Raw genomic sequence first — 26,953 nt, forward strand, 5'->3', positions numbered from 1 at the left:
GGATCGGCAAGATCAACGAGGTCCGCTGATGTCCTATCTCCTGCAGTTCTGCGGGTTGTCGGATCCGTTGCAGTTGTTTTATCTCGAACAGAAGTCCGCTTCCCCGGCCTCGGGCCACCCCACCCCGGGCCCGATCTATGGCGGCTTCCGCCCTTTCCAGCTGGATGATCTGCTGGGTTGGGCCCTCGACACCGCCGGGGGCCGCAGCTGGGACGGCGAGGCCATCCAGCGGCTGGTGCTCGACGTCTGGATGGAGCGGGCCGATGTGATCCGCCAGTGGCAGCTGCGGCTGCGGGAGGAGCCGGCCGAGCGGATGCTGGTGGCCGGGATCGGCACCCAGCGCGACTGGGAGTTCCGCTGCGAGCAGCTCCTGAAGGGCTGAGCACGGCCCCACACCGTCGTGGGCCTGCGTCTCACTCGACCTGGATGCCGAACAGGTCCCGCATGCGCGCCAGGATGGAGGTCTGGCGCCGGGCCGCATCGGGGGAAGAGAGCTTCTCGAGTTCCGAGCGCCGTTGGCCCACGATCGCCGCCAGGGCGTCCAGCACGCCGGCATCGTCCTCCACCAGGGGCATGAAGTCGTCCCGTTCCACCTCCAGCAACACGCATTCCCCCCGCGACCGCACCGTGGCCGTGCGGGGTTCCCCCGTACACACGGTCATCTCGCCGAAGATCTGATCACGTCCCAGCACTGCCACCGACCGGCCCAGGGGGGAGCCATCGGCCTTGAACACCTCCACCTCGCCATCCACCACCTGGAAGAGGGCGTCGCCCTCCTCTCCCTCTCCCTCGCCCACGATCGTTTCGCCTGAGCCGAAGCGCAGGCAGCGCACCTCAGGGGCCAGCCGCATCACCTGCTCCTGGTCCAGCTGGGCAAACAGCCAGTTGCGCCGCAGCAGTTCCGCCGTCAGGGAGGCATCCACGCCGGTGGGATGGGCCGGATCCCGGGGCGTTTGGCGGCGCTTCAGCTCCCGCACCGGATAGGGCAGCTCCCAGCCCTGCCGCTCCAGGGCGTACCAGATCTGCTCCAGCAGTTCGCTGCGCCACCGCAGCCGATCGCCCTCCGAGGCTCCCCGTTGGTACCCCTGCAATTCGTAGCGGATCAGGGAGTCCTCGTAGGAGAGGATCAGCACCTCCGGGGGTGGATCGATCAGCACCAGGGTATTGTCAGCCATCACCCGCAACAGCAGCTGGCGGGCCCGGGCCGGCGGGATCTCGTAACCCAGGGCGATCTCGAAGCGGTTCCCCACCGGCTCGTGCTGGCTGAACCGCCGCATCGGGTTGTCCGCCACCGTGTTGTTGGGCAGGTTCACGGTGGAGCCATCCCTGCGGCGCAGGCGGGTGTTCATCAGATGCAGCGACTCCACCGTGCCGTTCTCCTCGCCGACGCTGATCCAGTCCCCCTCCCGGAAGGGCGGATCCAGCTGCAGTTCGATGCCGGCGAACAGATCCTTGAGCGATTCCTGGGCCGCCAGGCCGATCACGGCGGTGAGCACGGCTGAGGTGGTCACCAGGCCCACCAGGTTGAGGTTGGCCAGGCGCTGCAGCACCAGCACGGTGGCCACCGCCGACAGACCCAGGCTGAGCAGGTCGCGCAGGATCTTGGCGGTGGGACGCCACCAGCCCAGGGCCTCCGGACACTCCAGGGCCAGCCAGGCCAGCAGGCCGGCCGATCAGGGCATAGGCGGTGGCCAGTTCGTCCAAGGCGGCGAGCCACTGCACCCCGGCCGGTCGGGCTGTCGTGCCGAGCACCCACCACAGCAACACCGCCAGCAGCGGCGGGGCCGGGAGGCGAAAACGGCGGCTGGCGAGCCTTAACCCCAGCAAGGCCGCCACCAGGGCCAGACCGATCAGGATCCGCTCGATCGGCCCCATCAGCTCAGCACCCGCCATAGCCCCGCCACCGCCATCGGCACGCTGAAGTTATCGATGCCCAGCAGGGCCCATTGCTCCAGCCCCGTGGCCACCAGGGCGATCAGCACGATTGCGGCCGGTGCCGGCACGGGGCCGCCGCCCAGCTGCCCCAGGGTCAGCAGAACGGTAAGGCTGGCGAGCCCCATGGCGGCTGTGCCCACCAGGGAACGTCGCTCGCCGAGCACCGTCCAGGACGGGGAAGGAATCAACGGTCCCAGCAGACCGGCGAGGCCGTCACCGAAGGCCATCACCAGAACGCCGGCGGCCACCGTGGCGGGATGGGCGGGCCACCAGAGCCAGAGCAGCAGGGTGATCGAGGCGCCGTAGGCGATCGTGCCGTAACTGCGTCGTTCCACGTCCTCGATCGCCGGCAACACCCGCACCCGGTGGTTGAGGGCCGCCAGCAGGGTGATGGCGCCGGCGGCGGGCACCGCGATCAGGCGCTCCACCCCGAAGGCCCAGGCGATCAGCACCACCGGCCCGGCACCGATGTGCACCAGCTTGCGGCTCCACTCCCGTTGCTCGGGCCAGCGGCGGCGCAGCAGCAGGGCCGCGCCACTGAGCACGGCCAGCCAGGCGGCCACCAGCAGCACACCGGTGAGCTGGGCAGCCCCGTCGAGTTGGGTCGGAAGGACCAACGCCAGCACCGATGGTGGGGTCAGGCGGCCTGGTGCAGATTGCTCATCAAGCGCAGCTTCATGATCGCCTTGGCCTCCAGCTGACGCACCCGTTCGCGGGAGACATTGATCTGGCGGCCGATCTCCGCGAGGGTGAGGGGTTCGGCCCCCTCCAGCCCGAAGCGGAGCCTGAGGATCTTCTGTTCCCTCTCGTTGAGCTGGGAGAGCCAGGCACCGAGATGCTCCTTCTGAAGATGGCGATCCATCGAATCGAAGTGCTCGTTGCTGGCCGGGTCAGCGATCAGCTCACCCAGGGTGCTGCGGTCTTCCTCACCCCGGGCATGGGCATCCAGGGAGGCGCAGGGGGCGCTCTGGGTCATCAGTTCTTCGAGCTCCTCGGGCCGCATGCCCATGGCGTGGGCCAGTTCGAGCCGGTTGGGCTGGCGCCCCAGCCGGTGGGAAAGCTCGCGGGTGATCCGCCGCATCTTCGAGAGCTTCTCGCTGATGTGAATCGGCAGACGAATCGTGCGGGCGCTGTTATCGATGGCGCGGGTCATGCCCTGGCGGATCCACCAGTAGGCATAGGTGGAGAACTTGTAGCCCATGGCGGGGTCGAACTTGTCGACAGCCCGCTCCAGGCCGATCGCCCCTTCCTGGACCAGATCGAGTAATTCCAGACCCTGATTCTGATACTTCTTGGCCACGCTCACCACCAGGCGCAGGTTGGCGGCCATCATGCGGTCGCGGGCCCGTTGGGCCATGCGCAGTTGTCGCTTCTGACGAGCCGTGAGCTCACCATCGACGAGGGCCAGTAGCTTCTTGCCGGCCTGGACGTGGTGGGCCAGCTCAATTTCTTCGGCCGGTGTGAGAAGAGGCACACGGCCGATGGTGCTGAGATACCAACCAATGGAATCAGCGCTGATGCGCCCTCCCTGGCGGGCGGCTGTCTTGGAACTGACTGAACCGCCACTGGGTTTCGCCTTGCTAGGCGAAGCCGCGTCGGCACTGCTTTTCAGCAGTGAGAGGGCGGAATGCAGAGGTGTCCCCATCACCCCAGGCTCCCGAATGAATTTGGCCGGAATGTAGCACTGCAGGATGGGTGAAACCAGATTCTTTTGGAAGATTGTCTGTAAGCTGTCAGAAAAATGTTGCTTATGTCGTGATGGCTACGCATTGGCGGCGCTGACGAGGCCGCCCCGCCAGCGCTCCATGAGGAGGTTCTGCGTCATTTTAGCCTCGCCGGAGTGCTGACGCTGTGCAAAGTGTCCATCGCTGTGCATGTGCCAGGCGCCGGTATCGCTCAGGTAAAGGTCAAGCAAAGCCTCGATCTGTTTCTGCAGGCGTGGATCCTCGATCGGTGCCACCGCCTCGACGCGCCGATCCAGGTTGCGGGGCATCCAGTCGGCGCTGCCGAAGAACATCTCCGGCTGGCCGCCGTTGCCGAACCAGAAGAGCCGCGAATGCTCCAGGAAGCGACCGATCACGCTCACCACGCTGATGCCCTCGCTGACCCCTTCGAGCCCGGGGCGCAGGCAGCACATGCCGCGGATGATCAGCTCGATCCGCACGCCGGCCGCGGAGGCTTCATAAAGCAATGCAATGATCGCCGGGTCGACCAGGGCATTCATCTTGGCCCGGATGTGTCCACCGCGACCTTCGCGGGCATGGTCGATCTCCCGGCGGATCAGCCCTTCCATCCCCTTGCGCAGGGTGACGGGCGCCACCAACAACTTGCGGAAACTCTGCTGCTTGGAGAAACCCGTGAGGTAGTTGAACAGCTCCACCAGGTCCTGGCCAAAATCCTCCCTTGCCGTAAGCAAGCCGACATCGGTGTAAAGCGAGGAGGTCTTGGAGTTGTAGTTGCCGGTGCCGATGTGCACGTAGCTGCGCAGGGTTCCCTTCTCACGCCGCACCACCAGCAGCACCTTGGTGTGGGTCTTGAGCCCCAGCACCCCGTACACCACATGCACCCCGGAGCGTTCCAGCTGGCGGGCCCACTGGATGTTGTTGTCCTCGTCGAAGCGGGCCTTGAGCTCCACCAGGGCCATCACCTGCTTGCCGTTTTCGGCGGCCCGGATCAGGGAGGCCACCACCGGCGAGTCCTTCGACGTGCGGTAGAGGGTCATCTTGATGGCCAGCACCGAGGCATCGGCGGCGGCTTGGTTGAGAAATTCCTCCACTGAGGTGGAGAAGAGATCGAAGGGATGGTGCAGCAGCACATCGCCGCGGCGCAGCACCGAGAAGATGCTCTCGAATTCCTCCTGCTTGATCGACCCGTCTTCCAGCTGGCTGCGCTGGGCCCGCACCAGGGAAGGCACGGTGCGGCCCTTGTGGGGGGCGTCTTTCAGCTGGCTGAGGGGGATCGCCATCAGGCTCATCAGATCGTCGAGGCCGAGGGGACCGTTGGTGCGATAAATGTCCTTCGGTTCCACGTCGGTGCCCTCCATCAGCAGGTGCACCACCTCCTCGGGCATCTCGTCGGCCACCTCCACCCGCACCACTTCGCCGCCGACGCGCCGCTTGCGCAAGCCCTCCTGCAGGGCCTCCATCAGGTCGTCGGCCTCCAGGTCCCGCAGTTCCAGGTCAGCGTCGCGGGTGATGCGGAAGAAGTAGTGCCCCTCGATGGTCATGCCGGGGAACAGCCAGCGCAGGTTGAAGGCCACCAGCTGCTCCAGGGGAACCGCCGTGAAGCCAGGAGTGGGCACGATGCCGCTCAGCTCGGCGGGGATCGGCACGAAGCGGGGCAGGATCTTCTGGGGCACCTTCACCCGGGCGAACTGCTGCCGGCCGGTGTCAGGGTCGCGGATCAGGGCCGCCACGTTGAGGCTCAGGTTGCTCAGGAACGGAAACGGGTGGGCCGGGTCGACGGCCAGGGGTGTGAGCACCGGAAAGATCGCCTTGCGGAAATAGTCGTCGGCCCAGGTTTTCTGGGCCTCGTTGAGCCGCAGGTAATCGAGCAGCTGGACGCCGTACTCGGAAAGGTGGGTCTTGAGGGAATGGCGGTAGTGCTGCTGTTGCATCTCCAGCAGGGGACGCAGCTTGGTGTGGATCGCTTCCAGCTGTTCCTGGGGCGTCAGGCCGTCGTCACTGCGGCTGGTGACGCCGGCCTCCACCTGGGACTTCAGCGAAGCCACCCGCACCATGAAAAATTCGTCGAGGTTGTTGCTGAAGATGGCACTGAATTTGGCCTGCTCCAGCAGGGGCGTGTGCTCGTCGAGAGCCTGGGACAGCACCCGATGGTTGAAATCGATCCAACTCTGCTCGCGGTTGATGTAGAGATCGGGAGCGACGACCGGCTGCGACGACATTCGGCGGAGCTCCGAGGGCATGGGGGAAAGGCAACGTAGCAATGGCGATCCCGCCGTCAGGGTGTCGCCTCTGCTTGACGCTGGGATCCTGCTGCCACAAGCCACACCACAACAGCCATCAGGAGAATTCCCAGCCAGAACGGGCTGCGGCGGCCGATGGTCTCGTAGGCCAGCCCCGCCAGGGGCGGTCCGAGGAAGCTGGCCAGGCTCTGCAACCCCTGCAGGCTGCCGAGGGCGGCGCCCTGGCCGCTGTCGGCGAGGCGCCGTGACACCAGGCTGCGCAGGCTGGGGGTCACCAGCCCGGTGCCCAGGGCCAGCAGTGCCACCGCGGTGAACACCACGGGCACGGCGTTCTGGCGTTCCGCCAGGGGCACCAGCAGGAAGCCCGCCATGACACAGCCCAGGCCGATCTGGGTGAGGCGCCACTCCCCCAGCCGCTGCACCAGCGGACCGATCAGTCCGCCCTGCACCACCGTGGCCACCACGCCCACCACCAGGAAGGCACCGGCCGAGAGGCCCGGCCCCCAGCCGAACACCTGCTTGAAATAGAGCACCAGCAGGGCGGTGAAGCCGCTGAAGCCGAGGAAGAAGAGGAAGAAGGCGGCGCAGAGGCGGCGGACCCTTGGATTGGCGAACACCCGCTGCAGCTGGCCGAAGGGCTGCAGCTCCCACTGCCTGGGCAGGGGCAGACGGGCCTCGGGCGGATGGGTTTCCGGCAGCAGGGTCACCACCACCACCAGGTTCAGGATCGCGAAGCCCACGGCGAGCAGCAGCGGCAGGCTCACGTTGATGCGGCCCAGCACGCCGCCGAGGGCCGGGCCGAGGATGAACCCCAACCCGAAGGCCACGCCGATCAGGCCGAAGGCCCTGGCCCGCCGCTCCGGGGTCGAGATGTCCGCCAGCACGGCCGCAGCTGTGGCGGCCGTGCCGCCGCTCACGCCATCGATCAGGCGGGCGGCGAACAGCAGGGCCAGGGGCAGACCACTGGCGGCGGCCTGCGGCCAGAGGCGGCCCCAGGGCAGGATCACGGTGAGGGCGAACAGGCCCAGGCCCAGCACCGAACCGGCCACGCAGATCGTGATCACGGGCCTGCGGCCGTAGCGATCACTGAGGGCGCCGATCAGGGGGGTGAAGGCGAACTGGGCGAGGGCATAGCTGCCGGCCAGCAGGCCGAGGGTGCGGCCGTCGGCGGTGAAATCCGCCAGCAGGAACGGCAGCAGCGGGAACACGATGCTCTCCCCCAGCCGGTCGTTGAGCAGCGTCAGGAAGGCGCAGAAGAGGGGGGAGGGGCGCGAGAGGCGCACGGCGGGGAGCCGGGGGGCCAGGGCACCATCCCATGGCGGGGGGTGGCGTGGCAGAGATAATTGAAAGTCTGGTCAAGTCGCCCATCCCCGCCTAATCTCAGTCACCGCGATCAGCTTGGTGATGGCGTGGACCGCTGCGGCCAGGCTTGCTTTCCATGCACCAGCTGGCTCCTCACCATTTGCAGCATGGCTTTTGGCGTGGTGCGCAGGCCGGTGAGAAGGAGGTGCCGCTAGAGGGATGGCTTGTCCGGTCAGCTTGGGGCTGACGACCAGCCTGACGATCCAGCTGTAGCTGGGCCAGGCCTCTGTCGTGAAGTTAGAAGCCTGTTCGGCCCTGAGGGCTCAGTTGGTTGTCCGCGCCCGTGACCACGCTCTGCAACCGCTGCGCAGTAAGAAATCATGCGGGAGTAGAGGAATCGCGCACTGATCGGGCAATGCTGAGTCTGTTGGTTTGCTCACTCCTCCTCTTCGAGGAGGCAGCGCCAACGGAGATGCCTTCGGCTACATCGTGAAAAGGAAGTCGGCACCCTGCTCCGTGAGCTGCTCCATAATGGTGTCTGCGTGCGAAGCGCGCCGGCCTGGAGGAGGACGCTCTCCAGATCCATGGTGGAGAGCAGCTTCCGCAGATCCGGGCCCTCTTGGTTCTCGAGGGAGTCATCGGTGGTTTGGGTCATCGCCCAAGTGAGCTTCTCGGAGTAGAAGATCACTTGGGCAATGAAGGAGACCAGCCGCCGACCTAAAGGCGAATACAGGGGGGGCGGTTTGCGTAATGCACTTGGTGCATAAGTGCCTGGTCAGATCCTCTCCATATAGCTCAGCCTGAACCTGAAGTTTAGTCGCGACTGAGAAGAATGCCTTTGCGCTGATCAGTTATCTGGTTTTCCCCTAAGCCAATAGCTGCTTGATATAGCCGATTGCTTTGGCTTGCCCGATTCGCCAAGTCAGGCAGGCTCCATAGATCAGTCTGGAAAGTCTGGGGAAGGCGTGACTGTGTACCTGTCTGGATAAAATTAGCCTCAGGGGGAATTGCAAACGCAAAGATCCATGAAGCCCATGGCCAATCAGTAGCTCAAAGATAGATGGCTTAATGCGTTGAATATATTCAACGAAAATCCAGTCCCAGCCCGGAGAAAGCATTCGATGCTGGCATTTCCGAAGGCGTTGTTCCGGCTGATAGTCGCTGATCATGCTATCGACTTGACAGAACTCACTGATATGGCGACTGGCTCTTGCCTTGTCTCTAGATAGTGCTCGCGTAGTTGTTGAGTGGCTCCGAAACCACGATTGCACATTGGGTATATAGCAAACATGGCCATCGGTATTGGTAAGGTAATGAAGCCAGAAAAGCCAGTCTCCAGCGAAAAGAAAATTGCCTAGGATTGGCTGAATGCTCATGCATGTAAGGGCCTGATCACGCCTGAATATTACAGCGCTGGCGTTGGGTATGACATTGCCTTGGGTGAGAAATCGCCTGCAAAACTGATCGCTAGATATGCTGAAGCTCTTCTTCCATAGCTTGCTGTCAAACGCCTCCGGCCAATAGAAACTGTCTTCGCTGATGTGAGTTCCATTGGCATCAATCTCTGAAGAGCGGCAGTAAGACAATAAAACCTCTTGACCCATGCATTCTAATATAGTGGCTAGAAATGTTGGAGGGCATGAGTCGTCGGATTCTGCTATCCAAATATATCGGCCTCTGGCTTTTTTGATGCCCTTCAGCCATTGACTGCAAGGAGACCCTGAATTGCGATCATTGGTCATCAGCAGGTGTGGAAAATCAGAGAGCTCGTTGCGGATAATCTCCAGCGAATGATCACTTGAGGCATCATCTAGAACTATTAGCTCGTAATCCTTGAAGGTCTGGCTGCGGATGGATAAGAAGCGTTCGGGGAGAAAATGGGCATGATTGTAATTGGGTACGATCACGCTAACTAGGGGTATTTCTGAAGAAGCCCACACCCCAAGGTTTTCATGAATGTGATGAGACGGAGTCTGCGTGGACGTGTTCATGGGTTTCATGGCGTGCTTGCCAGATCTCTAATCGATGTGCAGTCGCAAAAACATTAAGCAACGAACAGCCGCAAAATGCTGAGGGCCGATATCAACGGCAACCATCTGGAGACTTTTGCCTCTGAAGAGCGTGCGAATGCATGGAAGCCAGCAATTGTGAGCTTCAGATGGCCTGGCCGGAATGATACGGGCGCGTGCCGCCAAGCCCATGTTGATGAACAGTTAGGCTCCGACGCGGGATTTCCTGACTGTAGGGATGGTCGTTGAAAGCAACAGGAATAGCCTCCCGTTCAAAGTTCCCCTGGCAGAAAGGGCCTCTACCTCTGTTGGTATTCGCATGGCTTCGTTGTAACATTAAGGACAAGGCGGCCTTCTAAATTTTACCGTTGCGACCCTGATGTCCCTGCTCTGGCTCTCTTCTCGTGTGATGCTGCCTTCAGCCCCCATCGCCCGATCGCGAGCGGAGGCCATTCGCCATTGAGCCTGCCTGGATTCTGGATCGCCGTCACCGGTCTGGCCCTCGTGCTGTTCCTGGCTGTCCACCTGGGTGGCGTGGGGATGGCCCTGGCGGATCCGGCGGTTTTCGAACGCTTCTCCACCTCCCTGCACCAGCAGGCCTGGCTCCCCTGGCTGGAGGTCGCCCTGCTGGCGGCCGGCCTGGGCCATCCCGTGCTGTCGCTGCACAGGGCCCATCGCAACCGATCGGCCCGGGGCCCGGTCGCCGGCCCCCTGCGCAGTCGCCGGAAGGGGCCGTGGGAGTCGCTGGCGGCCCTGGCGGCCCGGCTGATCCCCTGGAGTGGATCGCTGCTGCTGATCTTCCTGGCCGTTCACCTGGCCCAGCTGCGCTGGCACCGGCCGGTGGCCGGCGCGGAACTGGCCGCGGTGCTGGCCGTGTTGCGGGCCCCCTGGAGCCTGGTCCTGTACGCGGTGGCCGGGGCCGCGGTTGGTCTGCACCTGCTGCATGGCGTCGAGAGTGCCGTGCGCCGGCTGGGACTGCTGGAGCCCGCCAATGCGGCGGTCCTGCGGCTGGGTGGGAGGGGCCTGGCCCTGCTCCTGGGGGCGGGCTTCGCACTGCTTCCGCTCGCTCTGGTGCTGCGGCCTGCAGGCCCGCTGCTGGCCGGCGGATGAGCACGCCGATGCTGCTGGATCCGCGCCTGCCCGACGGCCCCGTCGCCACCGTCTGGCAGCGGTGCCGGGAGAGCCTGCCGCTGATCAGCCCCAACCGCAAGCAGGGGCTGCGGATCCTGGTGGTGGGCAGTGGCCTGGCCGGGGCAGCGGCGGCCGCCAGCCTGGCCGAGCAGGGCTACCGGGTGCAGGTGCTCACGTACCACGACAGCCCGCGCCGGGCCCACTCGGTGGCGGCCCAGGGGGGAATCAATGCCGCCCGCAACTACGCCAACGACGGTGACAGCGTCGAGCGACTGTTCCGCGACACAGTGAAGGGCGGTGATTTCCGCGCCCGGGAAGCCGGCTGCCATCGGCTGGCCGAGATCAGCGGCTCGATCATCGACCAGTGCGTGGCCCAGGGGGTGCCGTTCGCGCGGGAGTACGGCGGCACCCTGGCCAATCGCAGCTTCGGTGGCGCCCTGGTGAGCCGCACCTTCTACGCCCGGGGCCAGACGGGCCAGCAACTGCTCTATGGCGCCTACCAGGCGATGCTGCGTCAGGTCGCGGCCGGGCGGGTGGAACTGCTCTGCCGCCGGGACATGCTCGACCTGGTCGTCCATGACGGTGTGGCCCGGGGGGTGGTCTGCCGCCACCAGCTCAGCGGCGCCCTGGAGGTGCTCAGTGCCGATGCGGTGCTGCTGGCCACCGGTGGCTATTCGAACGTCTTCTACCTCTCCACCAATGCCCTGAAGTCGAATGCCACCGCGATCTGGCAGGCCCATCGGCGTGGGGCCTGTTTCGCCAACCCCTGCTTCACCCAGATCCACCCCACCTGCATCCCCAGCGGTGATGCCCACCAGAGCAAGCTCACCTTGATGAGCGAGAGCCTGCGCAACGACGGTCGGATCTGGCTGCCGCTGCGGCCGGGCGACGACCGGCCGCCGGCGGCGATCCCGGAAGCGGAGCGGGATTACTTCCTCGAGCGGCAGTACCCCAGCTACGGCAATCTGGTGCCGCGGGATCTGGCCTCACGGCGGGCCCGGGAGCTCTGTCTGGAGGGCCGGGGGGTTGGCCCCGGGGGCCGCTCCGTCTATCTCGACCTGGCCCAAGCCATCGCCCGGGATGGCACAACGGCGATCGAGACGCGCTACGGAAACCTGCTGGAGATGTACGAGCGAATCACCGGCGAGGACCCCAGAACCACCCCGATGCGGATCTATCCCGCCCCCCATTACACGATGGGCGGGCTGTGGGTCGACTACCACCTGATGAGCACGGTGCCGGGTCTCTTCGTGCTCGGAGAGGCCAACTTCTCTGAGCACGGCGCCAACCGGTTGGGGGCCAGTGCCCTGATGCAGGCGCTGGCCGACGGCTACTTCATCGCCCCGGCCACGGTGACCGGCTGGTTGGCTGGAAACGCTGCGGAAGCTCTGCCCGCTGAGCACCCGGCCTGTCGCGAGGCGCTGGCAGCGGTGGAGGCACGCATCGCAGCCCTGCGCCGCACGGGCGGCTCCCAGCCCGTGGATGTCTTCCACCGGAGGCTCGGCCACTTGATGATCGACGCCTGCGGCATCAGCCGCCAAGCCGATCGCCTGGCGGCGGCGCTTGGCGAGCTGGAGACGCTACGGCTCGGCTTCCTGGCGGAGGTCTGCATCCCAGGCGATGACGGCGTTCTTGACGCTGAACTGGCCAAGGCCCTGCGGCTGGAGGACTTCTTCGGACTGGCGGATCTGATGCTGCGGGATGCCTTGGCGCGGCAGGAATCCTGCGGCGCCCATTTCCGCGAGGACCATCAGACTGCGTCCGGTGAAGCCCTGCGGGATGACGAACGCTTCGCCCACATCGCGGCCTGGGAGCACCGGCCTGGAGCCACGCCCGTGCGCCACAGCGAGCCGCTGGTGTTCCAAACCGTTACGCCGGGACCGCGCAGCTACGGTTGATTGGCTCCGGACGGCCGAAGAGATAGCCCTGACCCCGGGCGCAGCCCATGGCGAGCAGGCCTGCATGCTGCTCGGCGGTCTCGATGCCTTCGGCGATCAGGCCCAGACCCAGGTCGCGGGAGAGGCGAATCATCGCCTTGAGCACCACGGCCTTTCGGTGATCGTGGAGAAAATCAGAGATGAAACTTCGATCCACCTTGATCGTGTCAATCGGTAGTCGCGCCAGCCAGGACATGCTCGAGTAGCCCGTACCGAAGTCATCGAGATGCACCTTGACGCCGGCTTCCCTTAAGCGACGCAGCTCAGACGTGGCCAGGTCGGGATGTTCGATCAGGATGCTTTCGGTCACCTCGATCACCGTCCAGGAGGGATCCACACCGGAGCGTTCCGCCTGGCTGAGGAAGAAGTCGCTGAGGCCGTTTTCCTTCAGCTGCAGGGGACTGACGTTGATCGCCATGGTGACGTCCGAACCCTCGGCACGGAGTTGGCAAAGCCGCTTGAGAGCCTGGCCGATCACCCAGCGGCCGATCGGCAGGATCAGGGCCGTGCGTTCGGCGAGCGGGATGAATTCCGACGGGGTGGCAATCGGCGCGGCGACGGCACCGAGGCGCAGTAAGGCCTCCATCCCCACCACCACGCGGTTGCCCAGCTCCACGATCGGCTGATAGGCCAGGAACATGGCCTCGTGCAGGAGGGCCACCTCCAGCTGATGACGCAGGTGGATGTTCTTTCTGACCTTTTTGTCGATGGAGGAATGGTAGAAAGAGATGTGCTGATCGCTGTTGGTCTTGGCTTCATACATGGCAAGATCCGCCCGCCGGATCAATTCATTGACGCTGATCTCGGGATCGTCCGAGATGGTGATGCCGATGCTCATCGATGGGCGGATCGTATGATCTTCTGCCGACCAGGTCTGGCCGACAGCGTCATTGAGGCGCATCGCCAGTTGCAGGGCATCGCCCTCATCAAAAAGGCCCATCGTGAGAACCACGAATTCGTCGCCACCGAGGCGCGACAGGATGTCTCCAAAACGCAGGGATCGCTGCAGTCGGCGGCCGATCTCGACCAGCAGGTCGTCGCCGATCTGATGCCCATGCAGATCGTTGATCTCCTTGAAGGAGTTGAGATCGCAGAACAGGATGCTGATCCGGCCGCCATTCTCCCGCTGGGTCTTCAGGGCCGCACGGATGCTGACGTGCAGGGCGCGGCGATTGGGCAGGCCGGTGACCGGGCACTCCATCACTTTGGTGGCCAGGGCGAGGCGTTCCTGCTCGAGCGCCCGGTTCAGATTCTCGGTCTGCTGGCGGCGCCGCTCGATCCGTTCGGCCTCGACCCGCAGCTGCTCATAGGAGAGCAGGGCGCTGACGTCGCGGAAGCAGAAGATCAGGGGGCGGAGCCGCTCACTGCGGATGGGCTTCCACTCGATCTCGAGGGCGCGCAGCTCGTTGCGATGCAGGACCTTGGTGAACGGCCCTCCCTGGTCGTTGCCGGCCAGCACCTGCTCCGGGTTCAGCAGGGAGGCACCGTCACAGTCGCGGGGAAGCTGGTCGTAGATCGATTCGCCCAGCAGAGACGGAGGGGTACGCGCCACCAGCTCCCCATAACTGGCATTGCACCAGAGCACCCGCCCCTCGCCGCTGGTGATCACCAGGGCGTCGCTGATCGTGCCCAGGGCCGCCTCCAGCCTCCCCAGCGACCGACGCAGTTTCATCACCAGCTTGCGTTGATCGTTCACGCGGCGGCAGGAACCCGGTCGGGCATAGGGCTGGCTAATGAATGCTGAAAATTAGATGAAAATTGCATCTTTCTCCTCGCCTGCGGGGGGCCTGCTGCGGGGATGACGCGGAACGACAACATCAACGCCCCTTGGGCGGCAGAATCAATGCAGGCCCTGGGGCTTTCCTGGTCCCGCCACCGGCAACGCCCCTGCCAAGCCTGTTTTGATGACCACCATTTCCCTCACCCTGAGGATCTGGCGCCAGGCCGGTTCCGGCGAGCCCGGTGGCTTTGAGGTTCATCGGCTGGACGCGGTCTCCACCGACCTCTCCCTGTTGGAGGCCCTCGACCTGCTGAACGAACGGCTGATCGCTGCCGGGGAGCGCCCTGTGGGTTTCGAGCATGACTGCCGCGAGGGCATCTGTGGGTCCTGCGGCTTTCTCGTCAATGGCCAGGCCCAGGGGCCCCAGCGGGCCACCAGCGTCTGCCAGCTGTACCTGCGTCAGTTCCGCGATGGCGCGGTGCTGACGCTGGAACCCTTCCGCGCCCGGGCCTTTCCCGTCTTGCAGGATCTGGCCGTGGATCGCTCCGCCTTCGACCGGATCATCGCTGCAGGCGGGTATTGCTCGATCAACACCGGCAGTGCGCCGGAAGCGAACACCCTGCTGGTCGGCCGCGAGCAGGCGGCCATGGCCTTCGACGCGGCCACCTGCATCGGCTGCGGCGCCTGTGTGGCCAGCTGCCGCAACGCCTCAGCCAGCCTCTTTGTGGCGGCCAAGCTGGCACATCTGGGCCAGTTGCCCCAGGGCCAGCCGGAGCGGCAGCATCGGGCCCGGGCGTTGCAGGCGCAGATGGTCAGCGAAGGCTTCGGCAGCTGCAGCAGCCACCTGGAATGTGAGGCCGCCTGCCCCCAGCAGATCTCCGCCGACTGGATCAGCTGGATGCACCGCGAATCCTGGCGGCGACCCTGAGGCCTCAGGCGCCCGCAGCGCCGCAGTGACGGGCGATCACCCCCTCCTCATCGGCGGGGACCTGCAGCAGTTCGAACGGCCCCAGCCAGGCGAGCTCCGCCTCCAACTCCTGCTTCAAAGCGCCATCGTGCTCGCCGATGCCGCCGGTGAGGGCCACCACATCGACCCCTCCCAGCGAGGCGGCCATGGCCCCGATGCCCTGCAGCAGCTGGTGGCGGAACACCGCGATCGCCAGCTGGGCACCCCCGTGGCCATCGGCGGCGGCCAGGCGCAGGTCCTTCATGCTCGGACTCAGCTCTGAAAGGCCCAGCAGCCCGCTCTCCTGCTGCAGGTCGTGGGCGAGCTCCTCGACCGTGGCCCCCCGGCGCAGCTGGTGCAGCAACAGCCCTGGATCCACCGAACCGCTGCGGGTGGCCATCACCAGACCCTCGAGGGGGGTGTAGCCCATCGTGGTGGCGATGCTGCGCCCCCCGCGGATGGCGCAGAGGGAGCAGCCGGCGCCGAGGTGGCAGCTGATCAGCCGCAGCCCGTCGCGATCGGCGGCCTCGGTGCGGTGCTGGGCCACGCTTTCGGCCACGTGCTGGTGGTTGAGGCCGTGGAAGCCGAAGCGCCGCAAACCCTCGGCGCGCCAGCGGGCTGGGATCGCATAGGTGCGGGCTTCCGGCGGCAGGGTGTTGTGGAAGGCTGTGTCGAAGCAGGCCCACTGCTCGATCGCTGGCTTCCAGCCGCTCAGCCAGCGCATCACCCGCAGGGCCGGCCCGTTGTGCAACGGAGCCAGGGGCACCAGCTCCTCCAGCACGTCGAGCACCTCCGCGTCGAGGCGGACGGGGGCCGTGAAGCGCTCGCCGCCATGGACCACGCGGTGGCCGGCGCGGATCAGCCCCTCTCCCCAGGTCGCCAGCGCCTCGGGTAGCCAGGCGTCCAGCACCGCCTCGGTGTCTTCGGCGGCGGCAAGGCTCCAGCTGCGCTGGTCGCTCCAGAGGCGGGTCCCCGTGCGCCCGTGCACGGAGACCTTGAGGCTGGAGCTGCCGGCGTTCAGCACCAGCACCTCGCCCACGCCGGGCGCTGTCGCCGTGGCCGATGCCGTCATCCGTGGTCGGCGCTCGGCGGCGTCCAGCGCCAGTCGGTCACTTCGGGGGCATCCTTGCCGTGGGCATGGGCATAGGCGCGGTGGGACAGGATCGCGTCCTGCATCCGTTCCTTGACGTGGGCGGCGCGGGAGCGCAGGAAGGGCACCCGGTTGACCACGTCGATGACAAGATTGAAGCGGTCGATCTGGTTGTTCATCGCCAGTTCCAGGGGCGTGTTGATGTTGCCCTTCTCCTTGTAGCCCCGCACGTGAATGTTGGCGTGGTTGGTGCGGCGGTAGGTGAGCCGGTGGATCAGCCAGGGATAGCCGTGGAAGTTGAAGATCACCGGCCGGTCGGTGGTGAACAGGGTGTCGAAGTCCCGGTCGCTGAGGCCGTGGGGATGTTCGTTCGGTTCGGTGAGGGCGAACAGCTTGACCACGTTGATCACCCGGATGCGCAGGCTGGGGATCTCGCGGTGCAGGATCTCCACCGCCGCCAGCGTTTCTTTGGTGGGGATGTCGCCAGCGCAGGCCATCACCACATCCGGTTCACTCGGTTCGGCCGCGTGGTCGTCATTGCTGGCCCAGCCGACGATGCTGACCCCCTTGGCCACATGGCGCCGGGCCTGTTCCAGGGTGAAGTACTGCAGGTGCTTCTGCTTGTCGGAGACGATGATGTTGCAGACATTGGTTTCCTGCAGGGCCTCCTCCGCCACCGCCAGCAGGCAGTTGGCATCCGCCGGCAGGTACACCCGCACCACGTCACCGCTCTTGTTGCCCGCCAGGTCGATGAAGCCGGGATCCTGGTGGGTGAAGCCGTTGTGGTCCTGACGCCACACCGTGGAGGAGATCAGACAGTTCCAGGGGCCGATCGGGGCCCGCCAGGTGGCATGCAGCAGGCAGGATTCCAGCCATTTGGCGTGCTGGTTGAACATCGAGGCGATCACATGGGCGAAGGCCTCGTAGGTGTGGAAGAAGCCATAGCGCCCGGTGAGCAGGTAGCCCTCCATCATCCCCACCAGGGTGTGCTCGCTGAGCATCTCCACCACCCGACCGCTGCGGGCCAGTTCACTGCCGTTGAGGTCTTCAGGAAGAAACTCCTCCATCCACACCTTCTTGCTGACTTCGTAGATGGCCTGCAGACGGTTGGAGGCGGTCTCATCGGGGCCGAACACCCGCATGGAGTTGGGATTCGCCTGGATGATGTCGCGCAGCAGCTCGCCCAGCGGGTAGGTGTTCTCCTCCTCCGTGGCCCCCGGCGCCACCACCTGCACCGCGTAGTCCTCCAGGGAGGGGAACTGCAGCTTGCGGCGCAGCAGGCCGCCGTTGGCGTGGGGGTTGGAGCCCATCCGCCGGTTCCCCTGCGGTGAGAGCGCCTGCAGTTCGGGCCGCAGCGTGCCGTTCGCGTCGAACAGCTCCTCGGGCCGGTAGCTCCTGAGCCACTGCTCCAGCAGCTGCAGCTGTTCGGGATCGGTGTTCGGTGCGGCCAGGGGCACCTGGTGGGCCCGCCAGAAGCCCTCCAGCTTCTTGCCGTGCAGGGAGGTCGGGCCGGTCCAGCCCTTGGGCGAGCGCAGCACGATCATCGGCCAGGCGGGGCGGACCGCCTCGCCGCTGGCGCGGGCCTCGGCGCGGATCTGCAGGATGCGCCCGATCGCCTGGTCCATGGCGGCGGCCATGGCCCGGTGCATGGCCATCGGCTCGTGGCCTTCGACGAAGATCGGCTCCCAGCCGTAGCCGCGCATCAGGTTGGCCAGCTCCTCGTGGGGGATGCGGGCCAGCAGGGTGGGGTTGGCGATCTTGTAGCCGTTGAGGTGCAGCACCGGCAGCACCGCACCGTCGCCGATCGGGTTGAGGAACTTGTTGATGTGCCAGGAGGTGGCCAGGGGGCCGGTCTCGGCCTCGCCATCGCCCACGCAGGCCAGGGCGATCAGGTTGGGGTTGTCGAACACCGCCCCGCAGGCGTGTGAGAGCACGTAGCCGAGCTCGCCCCCCTCATGGATCGAGCCGGGGGTTTCCGGGGTGCAGTGGCTGCCGATGTGGCCCGGGAAGGAAAACTGCTTGAAGAAGCGCCGCAGCCCTTCGGCGTCCTGGCTCTTGTCGGGGTAGACCTCGCTGTAGCTGCCGTCGAGGTAGGTGGGGCCGAGCACCCCGGGGGCACCGTGTCCCGGCCCCGACAGGTAGATCATGTCCAGGTCGTGGCGGCGGATCACCCGGTTGGCATGGGCCCAGAGGAAGGCCTGACCGGGGGAGGAGCCCCAGTGGCCCAGCAGCCGCGCCTTGACGTGCTCATGACGCAGCGGTTCGGCCAGCAGCGGGTTGGCGCGCAGGTAGATCATCCCCACCGCCAGGTAGTTGGCGGCGCGCCACCAGGCATCGATCAGGGACAGTTCCTGCTCAAATTCCGGTGTCGAGGCCTGGGCCTCGAAGGGAGCCATCGTCGAGATGGTCATGGCCGTCACAGGCAGGGGGCTATGGGTTCAACTTTCGCCTGCCCGCGTTAAAAAGCTGGAAATCAATGGCCCTGCTTTGGGGGGGTCAGGAATCCGACATCCAGCGTCCTGAATCATGGGCGTGCGTTCAGCCCAGCAGGTTGCGCACGTGGGCCAGGATCCCCTCACTGTCGATGCCCTGGTGGGGAGCCTGTTCCCAGAGGCCGCCACAACCTTCGCGCCAGGTGCCCAGGTGGGCGTATCTGGGGTGGTAACCCCGTTCCAGCAGCCAGGTGCCGAAACGGCTGCCCAGGCCGGTGCGGCGGTTGAAGGCTTCCACCACCAGCACGAACGGTGAACGGCCGATGGTCTCCATCATCGTTTCGTCCACCACGTTGAGGCTGGCCTTGTTGATCAGGCGCACGGCCGTGCCCTCCTGGCGCAGCCGCTCCACCGCATCAAGGGCCCGGTAGAGACAGTCCCCGAAGCTGATGATCGTGCCGGCCTCCCCCTCCCGCACCACTTCGTCCCGCCCCGGCTCGAAGACGTAGCCATCCCCGTGCAGGTCGTTGCCCTGCTGATCCAGCAGGTTGGGCACCTTGGAGCGGGTCGAGAAGATGAAGCGGAGTCCCGGATCGTGGAACACCGCCTCCACGCAGGCCTTCATCTGCCCCGCATCGGCAGGGAAATAGAGCCGGGTGGGGAGGTGGTCATCCTCCAGCCCGTTGTCGGCGAACAGGTTGTTGAGGCCGAAATGGCAGGTGTTGTCGGCCATGTCGTCGACGCCGGCATGGGAGAAATGGCAGAGCACGTTGGCGCCGTTGAGGCGCGCCATGGTGATCTCGGAAATGCACATCTCCAGGAAGGCGCTGAAGGTGGCGAACAGGCCCTGGCGCCCTTTCTGCATGCCAAAGCCGGCGGCGGCGGAGAAGTTGGCCCGCTCCATGATGCCGCCGCTGATGAAGATCTCCGGATAGGCCTTGCGGATCTGGCTCAGACCGCAGGACCCCTCCAGATCGGAGTCGACGCAGAGCACCGTGTCCTTGCGCTCGCTGGCGTCCAGGTGGGAGAGCACCGTCACGACCGTGTCGCCGAAGATGTTGCGGTTGGCGGCGGTGGTGCGGCTGGAGCCCAGGTAGATGGTGGGATTGACGGGTTTTTCGATCGCCTTGAGGTGTGCGGCGGCCGCGTACTGGCCGCGCTGCTCCAGATAGGCGATCGCCAGATCGACGGGGATCACGTCGTGGCCATGGGTGGAGCCTTCGAGCCCCTCGATGCCCACGGCCATCGGCCGTTTGTTGATCACCGCCACCGGCCCATCGGTGGCCACGGCGGCGCAGAGCCGGCCGTAGAGGTCGTCGAGATCCTCGCCATCGCCGCTGAGGGTGGCCAGCCCCTGGCCCGCCAGGGTGCGGCCCACGTCGTAGCCCTTCTGGTACTGGGAGGGATGGCCAGCGATGGTGACGTCGTTGTCGTCGATCACCAGCTTCACGTCGAGGCCGTGGGCCACCGCGAAGCGGGCCGCTTCGGCGTCATCCCCCTCCTGCTGGGCGCCATCGGAGCCGAGGCAGAAGAGGATGCGGCCGGGATGGGCCAGGGCCACCCCGTTGACGAAGGGCCAGAGGTGCCCCAGCCGGCCCGAGCTGAACTCCACCCCGGGGGTGAGACCGAGCTCCGGGTGGCCGGGAAGGCGGGAATGGGCGGCCCGGTACTGCATCAGATCGCTGGCCTGCAGCTGGCCCCGCAGCACCGCCATCAGGTATTGGGTGGCCACCCGGTGGCCGGCCTCATCGAAGAAGACCGGCACGAAGCGCTCCGGGGCGCCGCGGAAGAAACCATCGAGGATCATCACCTCCGGCACGGTGTCGTAGGGGCCGCCGGTGTGGCCGCCCACCCCCCGGGCAGCGCCGGTGGCCGTGAAGAAGACGATCGCGTCCCGGCAGAGCTGGATGTTGGCGCGCAGGGCCTGCCGCTGGGAGGGGCTCAGCTCGGGCTGGCAGGGGTCGAGGGCCAGGGGCTGGTAGGCGGCCAGATCGATCGGGAAGGCGTCGGTCACGCTGAGGATGGGGGCTGGAGAACGGGCTGCCGAAGCCTTTGATCTTTCTTACCCCGCCCAGGTAAAGGAACGCGGCAGAGCCATCAGGCCACCGGATTCAGCGCTGCATTCCAGCACTTCACGGCCGGGAGTCCTCGGTAGTTGGAAAGAATCGTGAGCGTGGCGGTGTCGAGCAGGAAGTGGGCGCCGTGGCTGGGCGGCAGCCCGATCCAGCGCGCCACGAACACCCGCAGCAGATGCCCGTGGGCGAACAGGGCCACCCGGCCACCGCTCTGCTGCAGCCGGTGAATCACCCGGTCGACCCGGTCCCCCACCTGGGCAGGACTCTCCCCCTCAGGACAGCCGTCGCGGAACACCATCCAGCCGGGCCGCAGACCCTGGATCTCTGTGTTCGTCAGTCCTTCATAGGCCCCGTAGTTCCATTCGATGAGATCGGGCTCAAGGTGGGCCTGCCCGGCCAGGCCCGCCAGTTCGCAGGTGCGCCGGGCCCGCTGCAGCGGGCTGGACAGCACCAGGGAGAACGGGCTGGCTGCCAGGACCGGAGCCAGTCCGCGGGCGGCCGCCTCCCCCCGTTCGGTGAGGGGGATGTCGGTGCTGCCGGTGTGTTGTCCCGAGAGGCTCCAGGCCGTTTCGCCGTGGCGAATGAGCACCACCTCGGCGGCGGGGGCGGGGCCGTTCTGGATCGTTGTCACGGTTGGAGCGTCACGGAAGGGCTCTGGCGGGGAGACATCGTCCCGCTCACTTAAGCTCGTTACTCTGGCCAGGACGGTGGAAGGTGGGGCCGGTAGCCGCTGCTGACACACCAGTGCCCGTCGCAAAGCCGCCTGCGCCAGTCGTCCGCCCGCGATCTTGAGCGACCCCTCCGCGCCTCTCTCCTCCGCCGACGGTCCGGCCCGGGCCCAGTGCCCCTACTGCGGTGTCGGCTGCGGCCTGGAGATGAAGCCCCCCACAGCGGCGGCGGCCGGCAGCGAGGCCATCTGGACGGCCCGTGGTGACCGCCAGCACCCCTCCTCCCTGGGGCAGGTCTGCGTCAAGGGGGCCACCGTGGGCGAGACCCTGCACCGCAACCGGCTCACCACACCGCTCTATCGGCAGCGCACCGACCAGCCCTTGGCGCCGATCAGCTGGGATCGGGCCTTTGACCTGCTGGAGGCCCAGGTGCGACGCACCCTGGCTGAGAAGGGCCCCTCAGGCCTGGCGATGTACGGCTCCGGGCAGTTCCAGACCGAGGACTATTACGTCGCCAACAAACTCTTCAAGGGGGCGCTGGGCAGCAACAACTTCGACGCCAACTCGCGCCTGTGCATGAGTTCGGCCGTGTCGGGTTATGTGCGCAGTTTCGGCTCCGACGGCCCCCCCTGTTGCTACGACGACCTGGATCAGGCCGATACGGTGCTGTTGATCGGCACCAACACGGCCGAGTGCCATCCGGTGCTGTTCCAGCGCCTGCTGAAGCGCAAGCGCAAGCAGAAGCAGGCCCTGCAGATCGTGGTGGTGGATCCGCGCACCACCGCCACCAGCGACGCGGCCGACCTGCACCTGGCCATCCGGCCCGGCACCGATCTGGCCCTGCTGCACGGCCTCGGCCACCTGCTGCTGGAGATGGGCGGGGTGGATCGGGCCTATGTGCAGGCGTCGACCGAGGGCTTTGAGGCGTTGGCGGAGTTGTGGGCGCTGTGGACACCCGCCAAGGTGAGCCGGTTCTGCGGCATCGAGGAGCGGCAGCTGCACCAGCTCGCGGACCGCTGGGAGGCAAGCCCCGCCGTGCTGAGTCTCTGGTCAATGGGGGTGAACCAGAGCGTCGAGGGCACCGCCACCGTGGCCGGGATCATCAACCTGCATCTGGTCAGCGGCCAGATCGGCAAGCCCGGTGCCGGGCCCTTTTCCCTCACCGGCCAGCCCAACGCGATGGGGGGCCGGGAAGCCGGTGGCCTCGCCAAGCTGCTGCCGGGCTACCGCTCCGTCACCGATGCCGGGCATCGCGCTGAGCTGGAACGCCACTGGGGTCTGGCCCCCGGTGCCATCGCACCGGAATCGGGGCTCACGGTGTGGGAGCAGATCGAGGCGATGGAGCGGGACGCCCTGGGGCTCTGGTGGGTGGCGGCCACCAATCCGCTGGTGAGCCTGCCCTGGCTTGATCGGGTGCGGGCCGCCGTGGCCCGCTGCCCGATGGTGGTGCTCAACGAGGCCTATGCCGGCACCGAGACCGCCGCCATCGCCCACCTGGTGCTGCCGGCGGCGCAGTGGAGTGAGAAGGCCGGGGTGATGACCAATTCCGAACGCCGTGTCACCTACTGTCCGGCCTTTCGTGTGCCCCCGGGCGAGGCCCGAGCCGACTGGGCGATCTTTGCCGAGCTGGGCCGCCGCCTGGGGTTTGAGGAGCAGTTCCGCTACGGCTCTTCGGCCGAGGTCTTCGATGAGTTCGTGGTGATCACCGCAGGCCGGGTGTGCGATCTCAGCGGCCTCAGCCATGGGTTGCTGCACGAGCACGGCCCCCAGCAATGGCCCTTCCCCACCGGCACCTCCCCGGGTGGCGGCACCCCGCGCCTGCACACCTCCGGCCGCTTCCCCACGGCCTCCGGCCGCGCCCGCTTGATCAGCGAGGCGCCCATGGGCCTGGGCGAACCCCCCGATGACGACTACCCCCTGGTGCTCACCGTCGGCCGCTACCTGGAGCAGTGGCACACCATGACCCGCACGGCCCACGTCGAGCGGCTGCTGCGGCCCCACGCTGCGCCGCTGCTGGAGGTGAATCCCGTCGACGCCCGAACGCATGGATTGGTCGATGCGGGCCGCGCTGAGGTGATCTCCCGCCGGGGCGCCGTGACGGCCACGGTGCAGATCACCGAGCGCATTCGCCAGGGCACGGTGTTTCTGCCGATGCACTGGGGGGCGTCCCAGGAGCAGGCCTGCGAGGCCAACCGGCTGATGCATGCCTTGGGTTGCCCGATCTCCCAGCAGCCGGAACTCAAGGCCGCGGCTGTGACGCTGAAGCCGATCGCGGCGCCGTCAAAGCCGAGGCTGTCGAACTCCGGTGACCATCCAGGTCTCCGGTCCGAACCGAAGTCTTGAGTCGCTTGCCGGCTGCTCCACCAGTCGCGGAGCGAGCCTCAGGTCTCCGGTCGGGCCGCGGCAGGTTTCGATCAGCCGAGCTCGACGCAGAATCGAGAAATTCTGCGTCACGGTCACCCTGGTGTGTCCGATCAGATCGGCAATCTGGGCGTGGGTGAGTTGGAAAGGCAACACATACCATTCCTTCTGTCGATAACCGATGCGTTCGGCCAGCAATCGCAACAGGGCTGTCAGGCGTTGTTCAGCCGTTGTCAGGTGGCGAATCAGCAGCAGATCCACGGTCCAGTCGTTGAGGCTGTGCTGCCCTGGTTGCGGCGCGTCGACGTTGCATTCGCTCAGCTGCACCGGGGTGATGGCTTCCAGATGCATCGTTGCCCGGCGCTGAAACTCCAGGGGCAACTGATCGCCGGCTTGAAGAAATCCCAGGGTGATGGCCTGGTTGTTGGTGGTTGACAACGAGACCTTCAACAGCCCCTGCTCGATCTGGAAACACCGGACCCCACCTTGATGTTCTGGATCGAGCAGCAGGGTGTGACCCTCGGCGATGTTGATCCCGACACTCTGTTGTGGTGTCACTGATCGTCGTGGGCGTAGCGTCGGTAGAGGAAGTCGAGGGCGTGGTTGCGGACGTCGTAGTACTCCGGCATTTCCATCAGCTGGGCCCGCTGGCGGGGCCGCGGGAAGGGCAGCTCGAGGATCTCGCCGATCTTTGCGGCCGGGCCGTTGGTCATCATCACGACCCGGTCGGCCAGGAACAGGGCTTCATCGATCGAGTGGGTGATCATCAGCACGGTCACCTTGTGTTCCTGCCAGATCTTGAGCAGTTCCTCCTGCAGCTCCTCCTTGGTGATCGGATCGAGGGCTCCGAACGGCTCATCCAGGATCAGCACCTTCGGCTGCAGGGCCAGGGCCCGGGCGATCGAGACCCGTTGCTTCATCCCCCCCGACAGGCTGCCGGGTTTCTTGTCGGCCGCCTCACTCAGCCCCACCATCGCCAGGTGGCTGTCCACGATCCGGCGGGCGTCGCCGTTGCGTTTGAGATGGGGGAACACATTGTTCACCGCCAGGGCCACGTTTTCGGCGGCCGACATCCAGGGCAGCAGCGAGTAGTTCTGAAACACCACCATTCGGTCAGGGCCGGGCTCGCGGATCGGTACCGACTCCAGCCGCACCTCGCCGCTGGTGGGCTGGCCGAAGCCCGACACCAGGTCGAGCAGGGTGGATTTGCCGCAGCCGGAATGGCCGATGACACAGATGAATTCGCCTTCCGCCACCTCCAGGCTGATGTTGTCGAGCACGGTGTAGGGGCCCTGCGGGGTGGGGTACACCTTGCTGACGCCATCGATCACCAGGAACGGTTCAGCGGAGCCGGCTTGGGTGTGCTGGGGGGACGTCAGGGTCTGCATGCAGGCGCAAGGGGATGGGGACGCAAGGGGGTCGTCAGCGGCTGGACGGGGCTGGCAGCGGCGTCGGGGCCACCGTCACCTGGCCTTTGACGGCCAGAAGGTCGAGATAGCCCAGGGGATCGAACGGATCGAGGCGATCGCCTTCGAAGGCCCCCAGCGGCGACGGGGGCCGTTCGGTGGCTGGCAACCCCAGGGCGGCGGCGGCGCTCCGGAACAGGGCGCGGTCCTGCACCCGATCGGCCACCTCCTGCCAGTTGCTGGGAAAGCTGGTCAGGCCCCAGCGCCCCAGCTGGCTGAGGATCCAGACCGCTTCACTCGGGTTCGGCTCGTTGACCTCGGGGCCGAAGAAGCGGTTGAACGACGGCATCGACGTGGGCGCGCCGGTGCCACGGTCGTAGGCATCGATGAGGCCCGGCCGGATCGTCGCCACATCGGTGCCTACGTACTGACTTTGGGACAACAATTCCGCCAGTTCGTCGCGGTGGGCCGGGTCGTCGCAGTAGCGGCAGGCCTCCAGCAGCGCCTGCACCAGGGCCTGGTGGGTGCGGGGGTAGGCCGCTGCCCAGGCCTCTTTCACCCCCAGCACCTTTTCGCCGTGGCCATTCCAGAGCTCCACATCGGTGGCGATCACGGTGCCCAGACCTTCCCGCACGGCGCGGGAGTTCCAGGGTTCGCCGACGCAGTAGCCATCGATGGTGCCCGCCTTGAGGGCGGCCACCATCTGGGGGGGTGGGATCACCAGCAGCTCCACGTCACGCTCGGGGTGGATACCCGCTGAGGCCAGCCAGGCCCGCAGGATCAGGTTGTGCATCGAGGCCGGATGCACCATGGCGAGCACCGGTTTGGTGCCCGGGTGGGCCACGATCCAGGCTTTGAGCTCAGCCAGGGTGGTCACCCCGGCGTCGTGGAAGCGGCGATGCAGGGTGATGGCATTGCCGTTGCAGCTCAAGGTGAGGGCACTGACCATGGGCATCGGCGGCTGCCCGTTGCAACCGAGGGTCATGGCGATGGGCATCCCCGCCACCATCAGGGCCCCATCGATCACACCCTGGCGGACGTGGGTCTCCAGGGTTTTCCAGTTGCTTTCACGCCGCAGCCGCACCTGGCCGAGGCCGTGCTTGGCGAAGAACCCCTTCTCCTGAGCCACCACCAGCGGCAGGCAGTCGGTGAGGGGAATGAAGCCCAGCTCCAGATTCACCTTCTCCAGGCCGTTGGCGGCGATGGCCTCGGCGGGCTTGAGCCGTTGCTGCCTGGCCCGGCGCTGTTCCGACAGGAAGCCCACGATCTCGCCGCGCAGCCCGTAGTAGCGCGGGTGCTCCACCGCCCCCAGCTGGGTGCGGGGCCGGGGCAGGGGCACCTCAAGGATCTGGTCGATGTGGGCCTCGGGCCCGTTGGTCATCAGCACCACCCGGTCGGAGAGCAGCAGGGCCTCGTCCACGTCGTGGGTGACCATCAGGGCGGTGACCTTGGCCTCCTGGCAGATCTGCATCAGCTGCTCCTGCAGGTTGCCGCGGGTGAGCGCATCGAGGGCGCCGAAGGGCTCATCGAGCAGCAGCAGTTTCGGTCGCAGGGCCAGGGCCCGGGCGATGGCGACCCGTTGTTTCATGCCGCCGGAAATTTCCCTGGGGTACTTATCGGCGGCGGCCTTCAGCCCCACCAGCTGAATGTGGTGTTCGATGATCGCTTCCCGTTCCTTGGGATCCTTGGCGGCGATCACGTTGTCGACACCCAGGGCGATGTTCTGACGCACCGTGAGCCAGGGCAGCAGGGAATAGTTCTGGAAGACCACCATCCGATCGGGCCCCGGATCGGTGACCTGGCGTCCGTTCATCAAAATGCCGCCCTGGGTGGCACTGGTGAGGCCGGCCAACAGATTGAGCAGGGTGGACTTGCCGCAGCCGGAGTGGCCGACGAGGGAGATGAATTCGCCTTCGGCGATATCGAGAAAAATATCCTTGAGGGCGACATACTCCCCGCCTCCCGGCAAGGGAAAGGTCTGGGTGACGTGGTCAACCGTGAACAGGGCGCCCATGG

At 66.2% G+C, this 26,953-nt stretch carries 19 protein-coding genes; 5 read left to right on the plus strand and 14 right to left on the minus strand.

The window, feature by feature from the left end; genetic code table 11:
- The first annotated feature begins 28 nt into the window (after positions 1–28).
- A complete protein-coding gene (locus KBZ33_RS02155; protein ID WP_254950003.1) occupies positions 29–382 on the plus strand; it encodes a hypothetical protein in 354 nt (117 codons plus the stop codon).
- A 31-nt stretch (positions 383–413) separates the two neighbouring features.
- Here KBZ33_RS02155 and KBZ33_RS02160 read toward each other — a convergent pair whose 3' ends face one another.
- The 6 genes from KBZ33_RS02160 to KBZ33_RS02185 form a co-directional block, all read right to left on the minus strand.
- Positions 414–1,565, minus strand: a complete 1,152-nt coding sequence (locus KBZ33_RS02160) for a cyclic nucleotide-binding domain-containing protein (RefSeq protein WP_396107779.1) — start codon at positions 1,563–1,565, stop codon at positions 414–416.
- Positions 1,566–1,874: 309 nt separating this feature from the next.
- Positions 1,875–2,552 (minus strand): diacylglycerol/polyprenol kinase family protein, encoded by a 678-nt coding sequence (locus tag KBZ33_RS02165; RefSeq protein ID WP_254950001.1) that lies wholly within the window; start codon positions 2,550–2,552, stop codon positions 1,875–1,877.
- Positions 2,553–2,572: 20 nt separating this feature from the next.
- Complete coding sequence (locus KBZ33_RS02170) at positions 2,573–3,580, minus strand: sigma-70 family RNA polymerase sigma factor (RefSeq protein ID WP_254949999.1); 1,008 nt, start codon at positions 3,578–3,580, stop codon at positions 2,573–2,575.
- 117 nt (positions 3,581–3,697) lie between these two features.
- A complete protein-coding gene (gene ppk1 / locus KBZ33_RS02175; protein ID WP_255011473.1) occupies positions 3,698–5,839 on the minus strand; it encodes a polyphosphate kinase 1 in 2,142 nt (713 codons plus the stop codon).
- Positions 5,840–5,895: 56 nt separating this feature from the next.
- Entirely contained in the window at positions 5,896–7,143 is a 1,248-nt protein-coding gene (locus tag KBZ33_RS02180; protein WP_254949996.1) for an MFS transporter, read from the minus strand.
- A gap of 885 nt (positions 7,144–8,028) precedes the next feature.
- A complete protein-coding gene (locus tag KBZ33_RS02185; RefSeq protein WP_254949994.1) occupies positions 8,029–9,153 on the minus strand; it encodes a glycosyltransferase in 1,125 nt (374 codons plus the stop codon).
- 477 nt (positions 9,154–9,630) lie between these two features.
- Here KBZ33_RS02185 and KBZ33_RS02190 point away from each other — a divergent pair, with 477 nt between their 5' ends.
- Positions 9,631–10,281, plus strand: a complete 651-nt coding sequence (locus tag KBZ33_RS02190) for a succinate dehydrogenase (protein ID WP_254949992.1) — start codon at positions 9,631–9,633, stop codon at positions 10,279–10,281.
- Positions 10,278–12,200, plus strand: a complete 1,923-nt coding sequence (locus tag KBZ33_RS02195) for a fumarate reductase/succinate dehydrogenase flavoprotein subunit (protein ID WP_254949990.1) — start codon at positions 10,278–10,280, stop codon at positions 12,198–12,200. The genes KBZ33_RS02190 and KBZ33_RS02195 overlap by 4 nt, the downstream gene beginning before the upstream one ends.
- Here KBZ33_RS02195 and KBZ33_RS02200 read toward each other — a convergent pair.
- A complete protein-coding gene (locus KBZ33_RS02200) occupies positions 12,172–13,935 on the minus strand; it encodes an EAL domain-containing protein (RefSeq protein ID WP_254949987.1) in 1,764 nt (587 codons plus the stop codon). The genes KBZ33_RS02195 and KBZ33_RS02200 overlap by 29 nt on opposite strands.
- Positions 13,936–14,143: 208 nt before the next feature.
- On the opposite strand from KBZ33_RS02200, the gene KBZ33_RS02205 reads away from it, so the two are divergent.
- Positions 14,144–14,887: a succinate dehydrogenase/fumarate reductase iron-sulfur subunit gene (locus KBZ33_RS02205; RefSeq protein ID WP_254949986.1), complete on the plus strand. Its 744-nt coding sequence runs from the start codon at positions 14,144–14,146 to the stop codon at positions 14,885–14,887.
- 4 nt (positions 14,888–14,891) lie between these two features.
- Here KBZ33_RS02205 and KBZ33_RS02210 read toward each other — a convergent pair whose 3' ends face one another.
- The 4 genes from KBZ33_RS02210 to KBZ33_RS02225 form a co-directional block, all read right to left on the minus strand.
- Positions 14,892–15,977, minus strand: coding sequence for an acetate/propionate family kinase (locus KBZ33_RS02210; RefSeq protein WP_254949985.1), 1,086 nt, complete (start codon positions 15,975–15,977; stop codon positions 14,892–14,894).
- Positions 15,974–18,406, minus strand: coding sequence for a phosphoketolase (locus KBZ33_RS02215; protein ID WP_254949983.1), 2,433 nt, complete (start codon positions 18,404–18,406; stop codon positions 15,974–15,976). The genes KBZ33_RS02210 and KBZ33_RS02215 overlap by 4 nt, the downstream gene beginning before the upstream one ends.
- A 127-nt stretch (positions 18,407–18,533) precedes the next feature.
- Complete coding sequence (locus KBZ33_RS02220; RefSeq protein WP_254949981.1) at positions 18,534–20,441, minus strand: transketolase C-terminal domain-containing protein; 1,908 nt, start codon at positions 20,439–20,441, stop codon at positions 18,534–18,536.
- A gap of 83 nt (positions 20,442–20,524) precedes the next feature.
- A complete protein-coding gene (locus KBZ33_RS02225) occupies positions 20,525–21,133 on the minus strand; it encodes a histidine phosphatase family protein (protein WP_254949979.1) in 609 nt (202 codons plus the stop codon).
- 157 nt (positions 21,134–21,290) lie between these two features.
- Here KBZ33_RS02225 and KBZ33_RS02230 point away from each other — a divergent pair, with 157 nt between their 5' ends.
- Positions 21,291–23,513 (plus strand): molybdopterin oxidoreductase family protein, encoded by a 2,223-nt coding sequence (locus KBZ33_RS02230; protein ID WP_254949978.1) that lies wholly within the window; start codon positions 21,291–21,293, stop codon positions 23,511–23,513.
- Here the strand turns inward: KBZ33_RS02230 and KBZ33_RS02235 are convergent.
- The 3 genes from KBZ33_RS02235 to KBZ33_RS02245 form a co-directional block, all read right to left on the minus strand.
- Positions 23,451–23,912: a helix-turn-helix domain-containing protein gene (locus tag KBZ33_RS02235; protein ID WP_255011477.1), complete on the minus strand. Its 462-nt coding sequence runs from the start codon at positions 23,910–23,912 to the stop codon at positions 23,451–23,453. The two genes, KBZ33_RS02230 and KBZ33_RS02235, sit on opposite strands and share 63 nt — an antisense overlap.
- Before the next feature lie 173 nt (positions 23,913–24,085).
- Positions 24,086–24,919, minus strand: a complete 834-nt coding sequence (locus tag KBZ33_RS02240) for a nitrate ABC transporter ATP-binding protein (protein ID WP_254949975.1) — start codon at positions 24,917–24,919, stop codon at positions 24,086–24,088.
- Positions 24,920–24,953: 34 nt separating this feature from the next.
- A complete protein-coding gene (locus tag KBZ33_RS02245) occupies positions 24,954–26,951 on the minus strand; it encodes a nitrate ABC transporter ATP-binding protein (RefSeq protein ID WP_254949973.1) in 1,998 nt (665 codons plus the stop codon).
- Between the last annotated feature and the right edge of the window lie 2 nt (positions 26,952–26,953).

It is taken from the genome of Cyanobium sp. Cruz-8D1, from assembly GCF_024345975.1.
Lineage (GTDB): Bacteria > Cyanobacteriota > Cyanobacteriia > PCC-6307 > Cyanobiaceae > Cyanobium.

What these genes read in the sequence shown, in the direction of transcription:
- KBZ33_RS02245 (WP_254949973.1), bottom strand. Translation starts at nt 26,951, where the DNA reads ATGGGCGCCCTGTTCACGGTTGACCACGTCACCCAGACCTTTCCCTTG.
- KBZ33_RS02215 (WP_254949983.1), bottom strand. Translation starts at nt 18,406, where the DNA reads ATGACCATCTCGACGATGGCTCCCTTCGAGGCCCAGGCCTCGACACCG.
- ppk1 (WP_255011473.1), bottom strand. Translation starts at nt 5,839, where the DNA reads ATGTCGTCGCAGCCGGTCGTCGCTCCCGATCTCTACATCAACCGCGAG.
- KBZ33_RS02205 (WP_254949986.1), top strand. Translation starts at nt 14,144, where the DNA reads ATGACCACCATTTCCCTCACCCTGAGGATCTGGCGCCAGGCCGGTTCC.
- KBZ33_RS02240 (WP_254949975.1), bottom strand. Translation starts at nt 24,919, where the DNA reads ATGCAGACCCTGACGTCCCCCCAGCACACCCAAGCCGGCTCCGCTGAA.
- KBZ33_RS02210 (WP_254949985.1), bottom strand. Translation starts at nt 15,977, where the DNA reads ATGACGGCATCGGCCACGGCGACAGCGCCCGGCGTGGGCGAGGTGCTG.
- KBZ33_RS02195 (WP_254949990.1), top strand. Translation starts at nt 10,278, where the DNA reads ATGAGCACGCCGATGCTGCTGGATCCGCGCCTGCCCGACGGCCCCGTC.
- KBZ33_RS02185 (WP_254949994.1), bottom strand. Translation starts at nt 9,153, where the DNA reads ATGAACACGTCCACGCAGACTCCGTCTCATCACATTCATGAAAACCTT.
- KBZ33_RS02155 (WP_254950003.1), top strand. Translation starts at nt 29, where the DNA reads ATGTCCTATCTCCTGCAGTTCTGCGGGTTGTCGGATCCGTTGCAGTTG.
- KBZ33_RS02170 (WP_254949999.1), bottom strand. Translation starts at nt 3,580, where the DNA reads ATGGGGACACCTCTGCATTCCGCCCTCTCACTGCTGAAAAGCAGTGCC.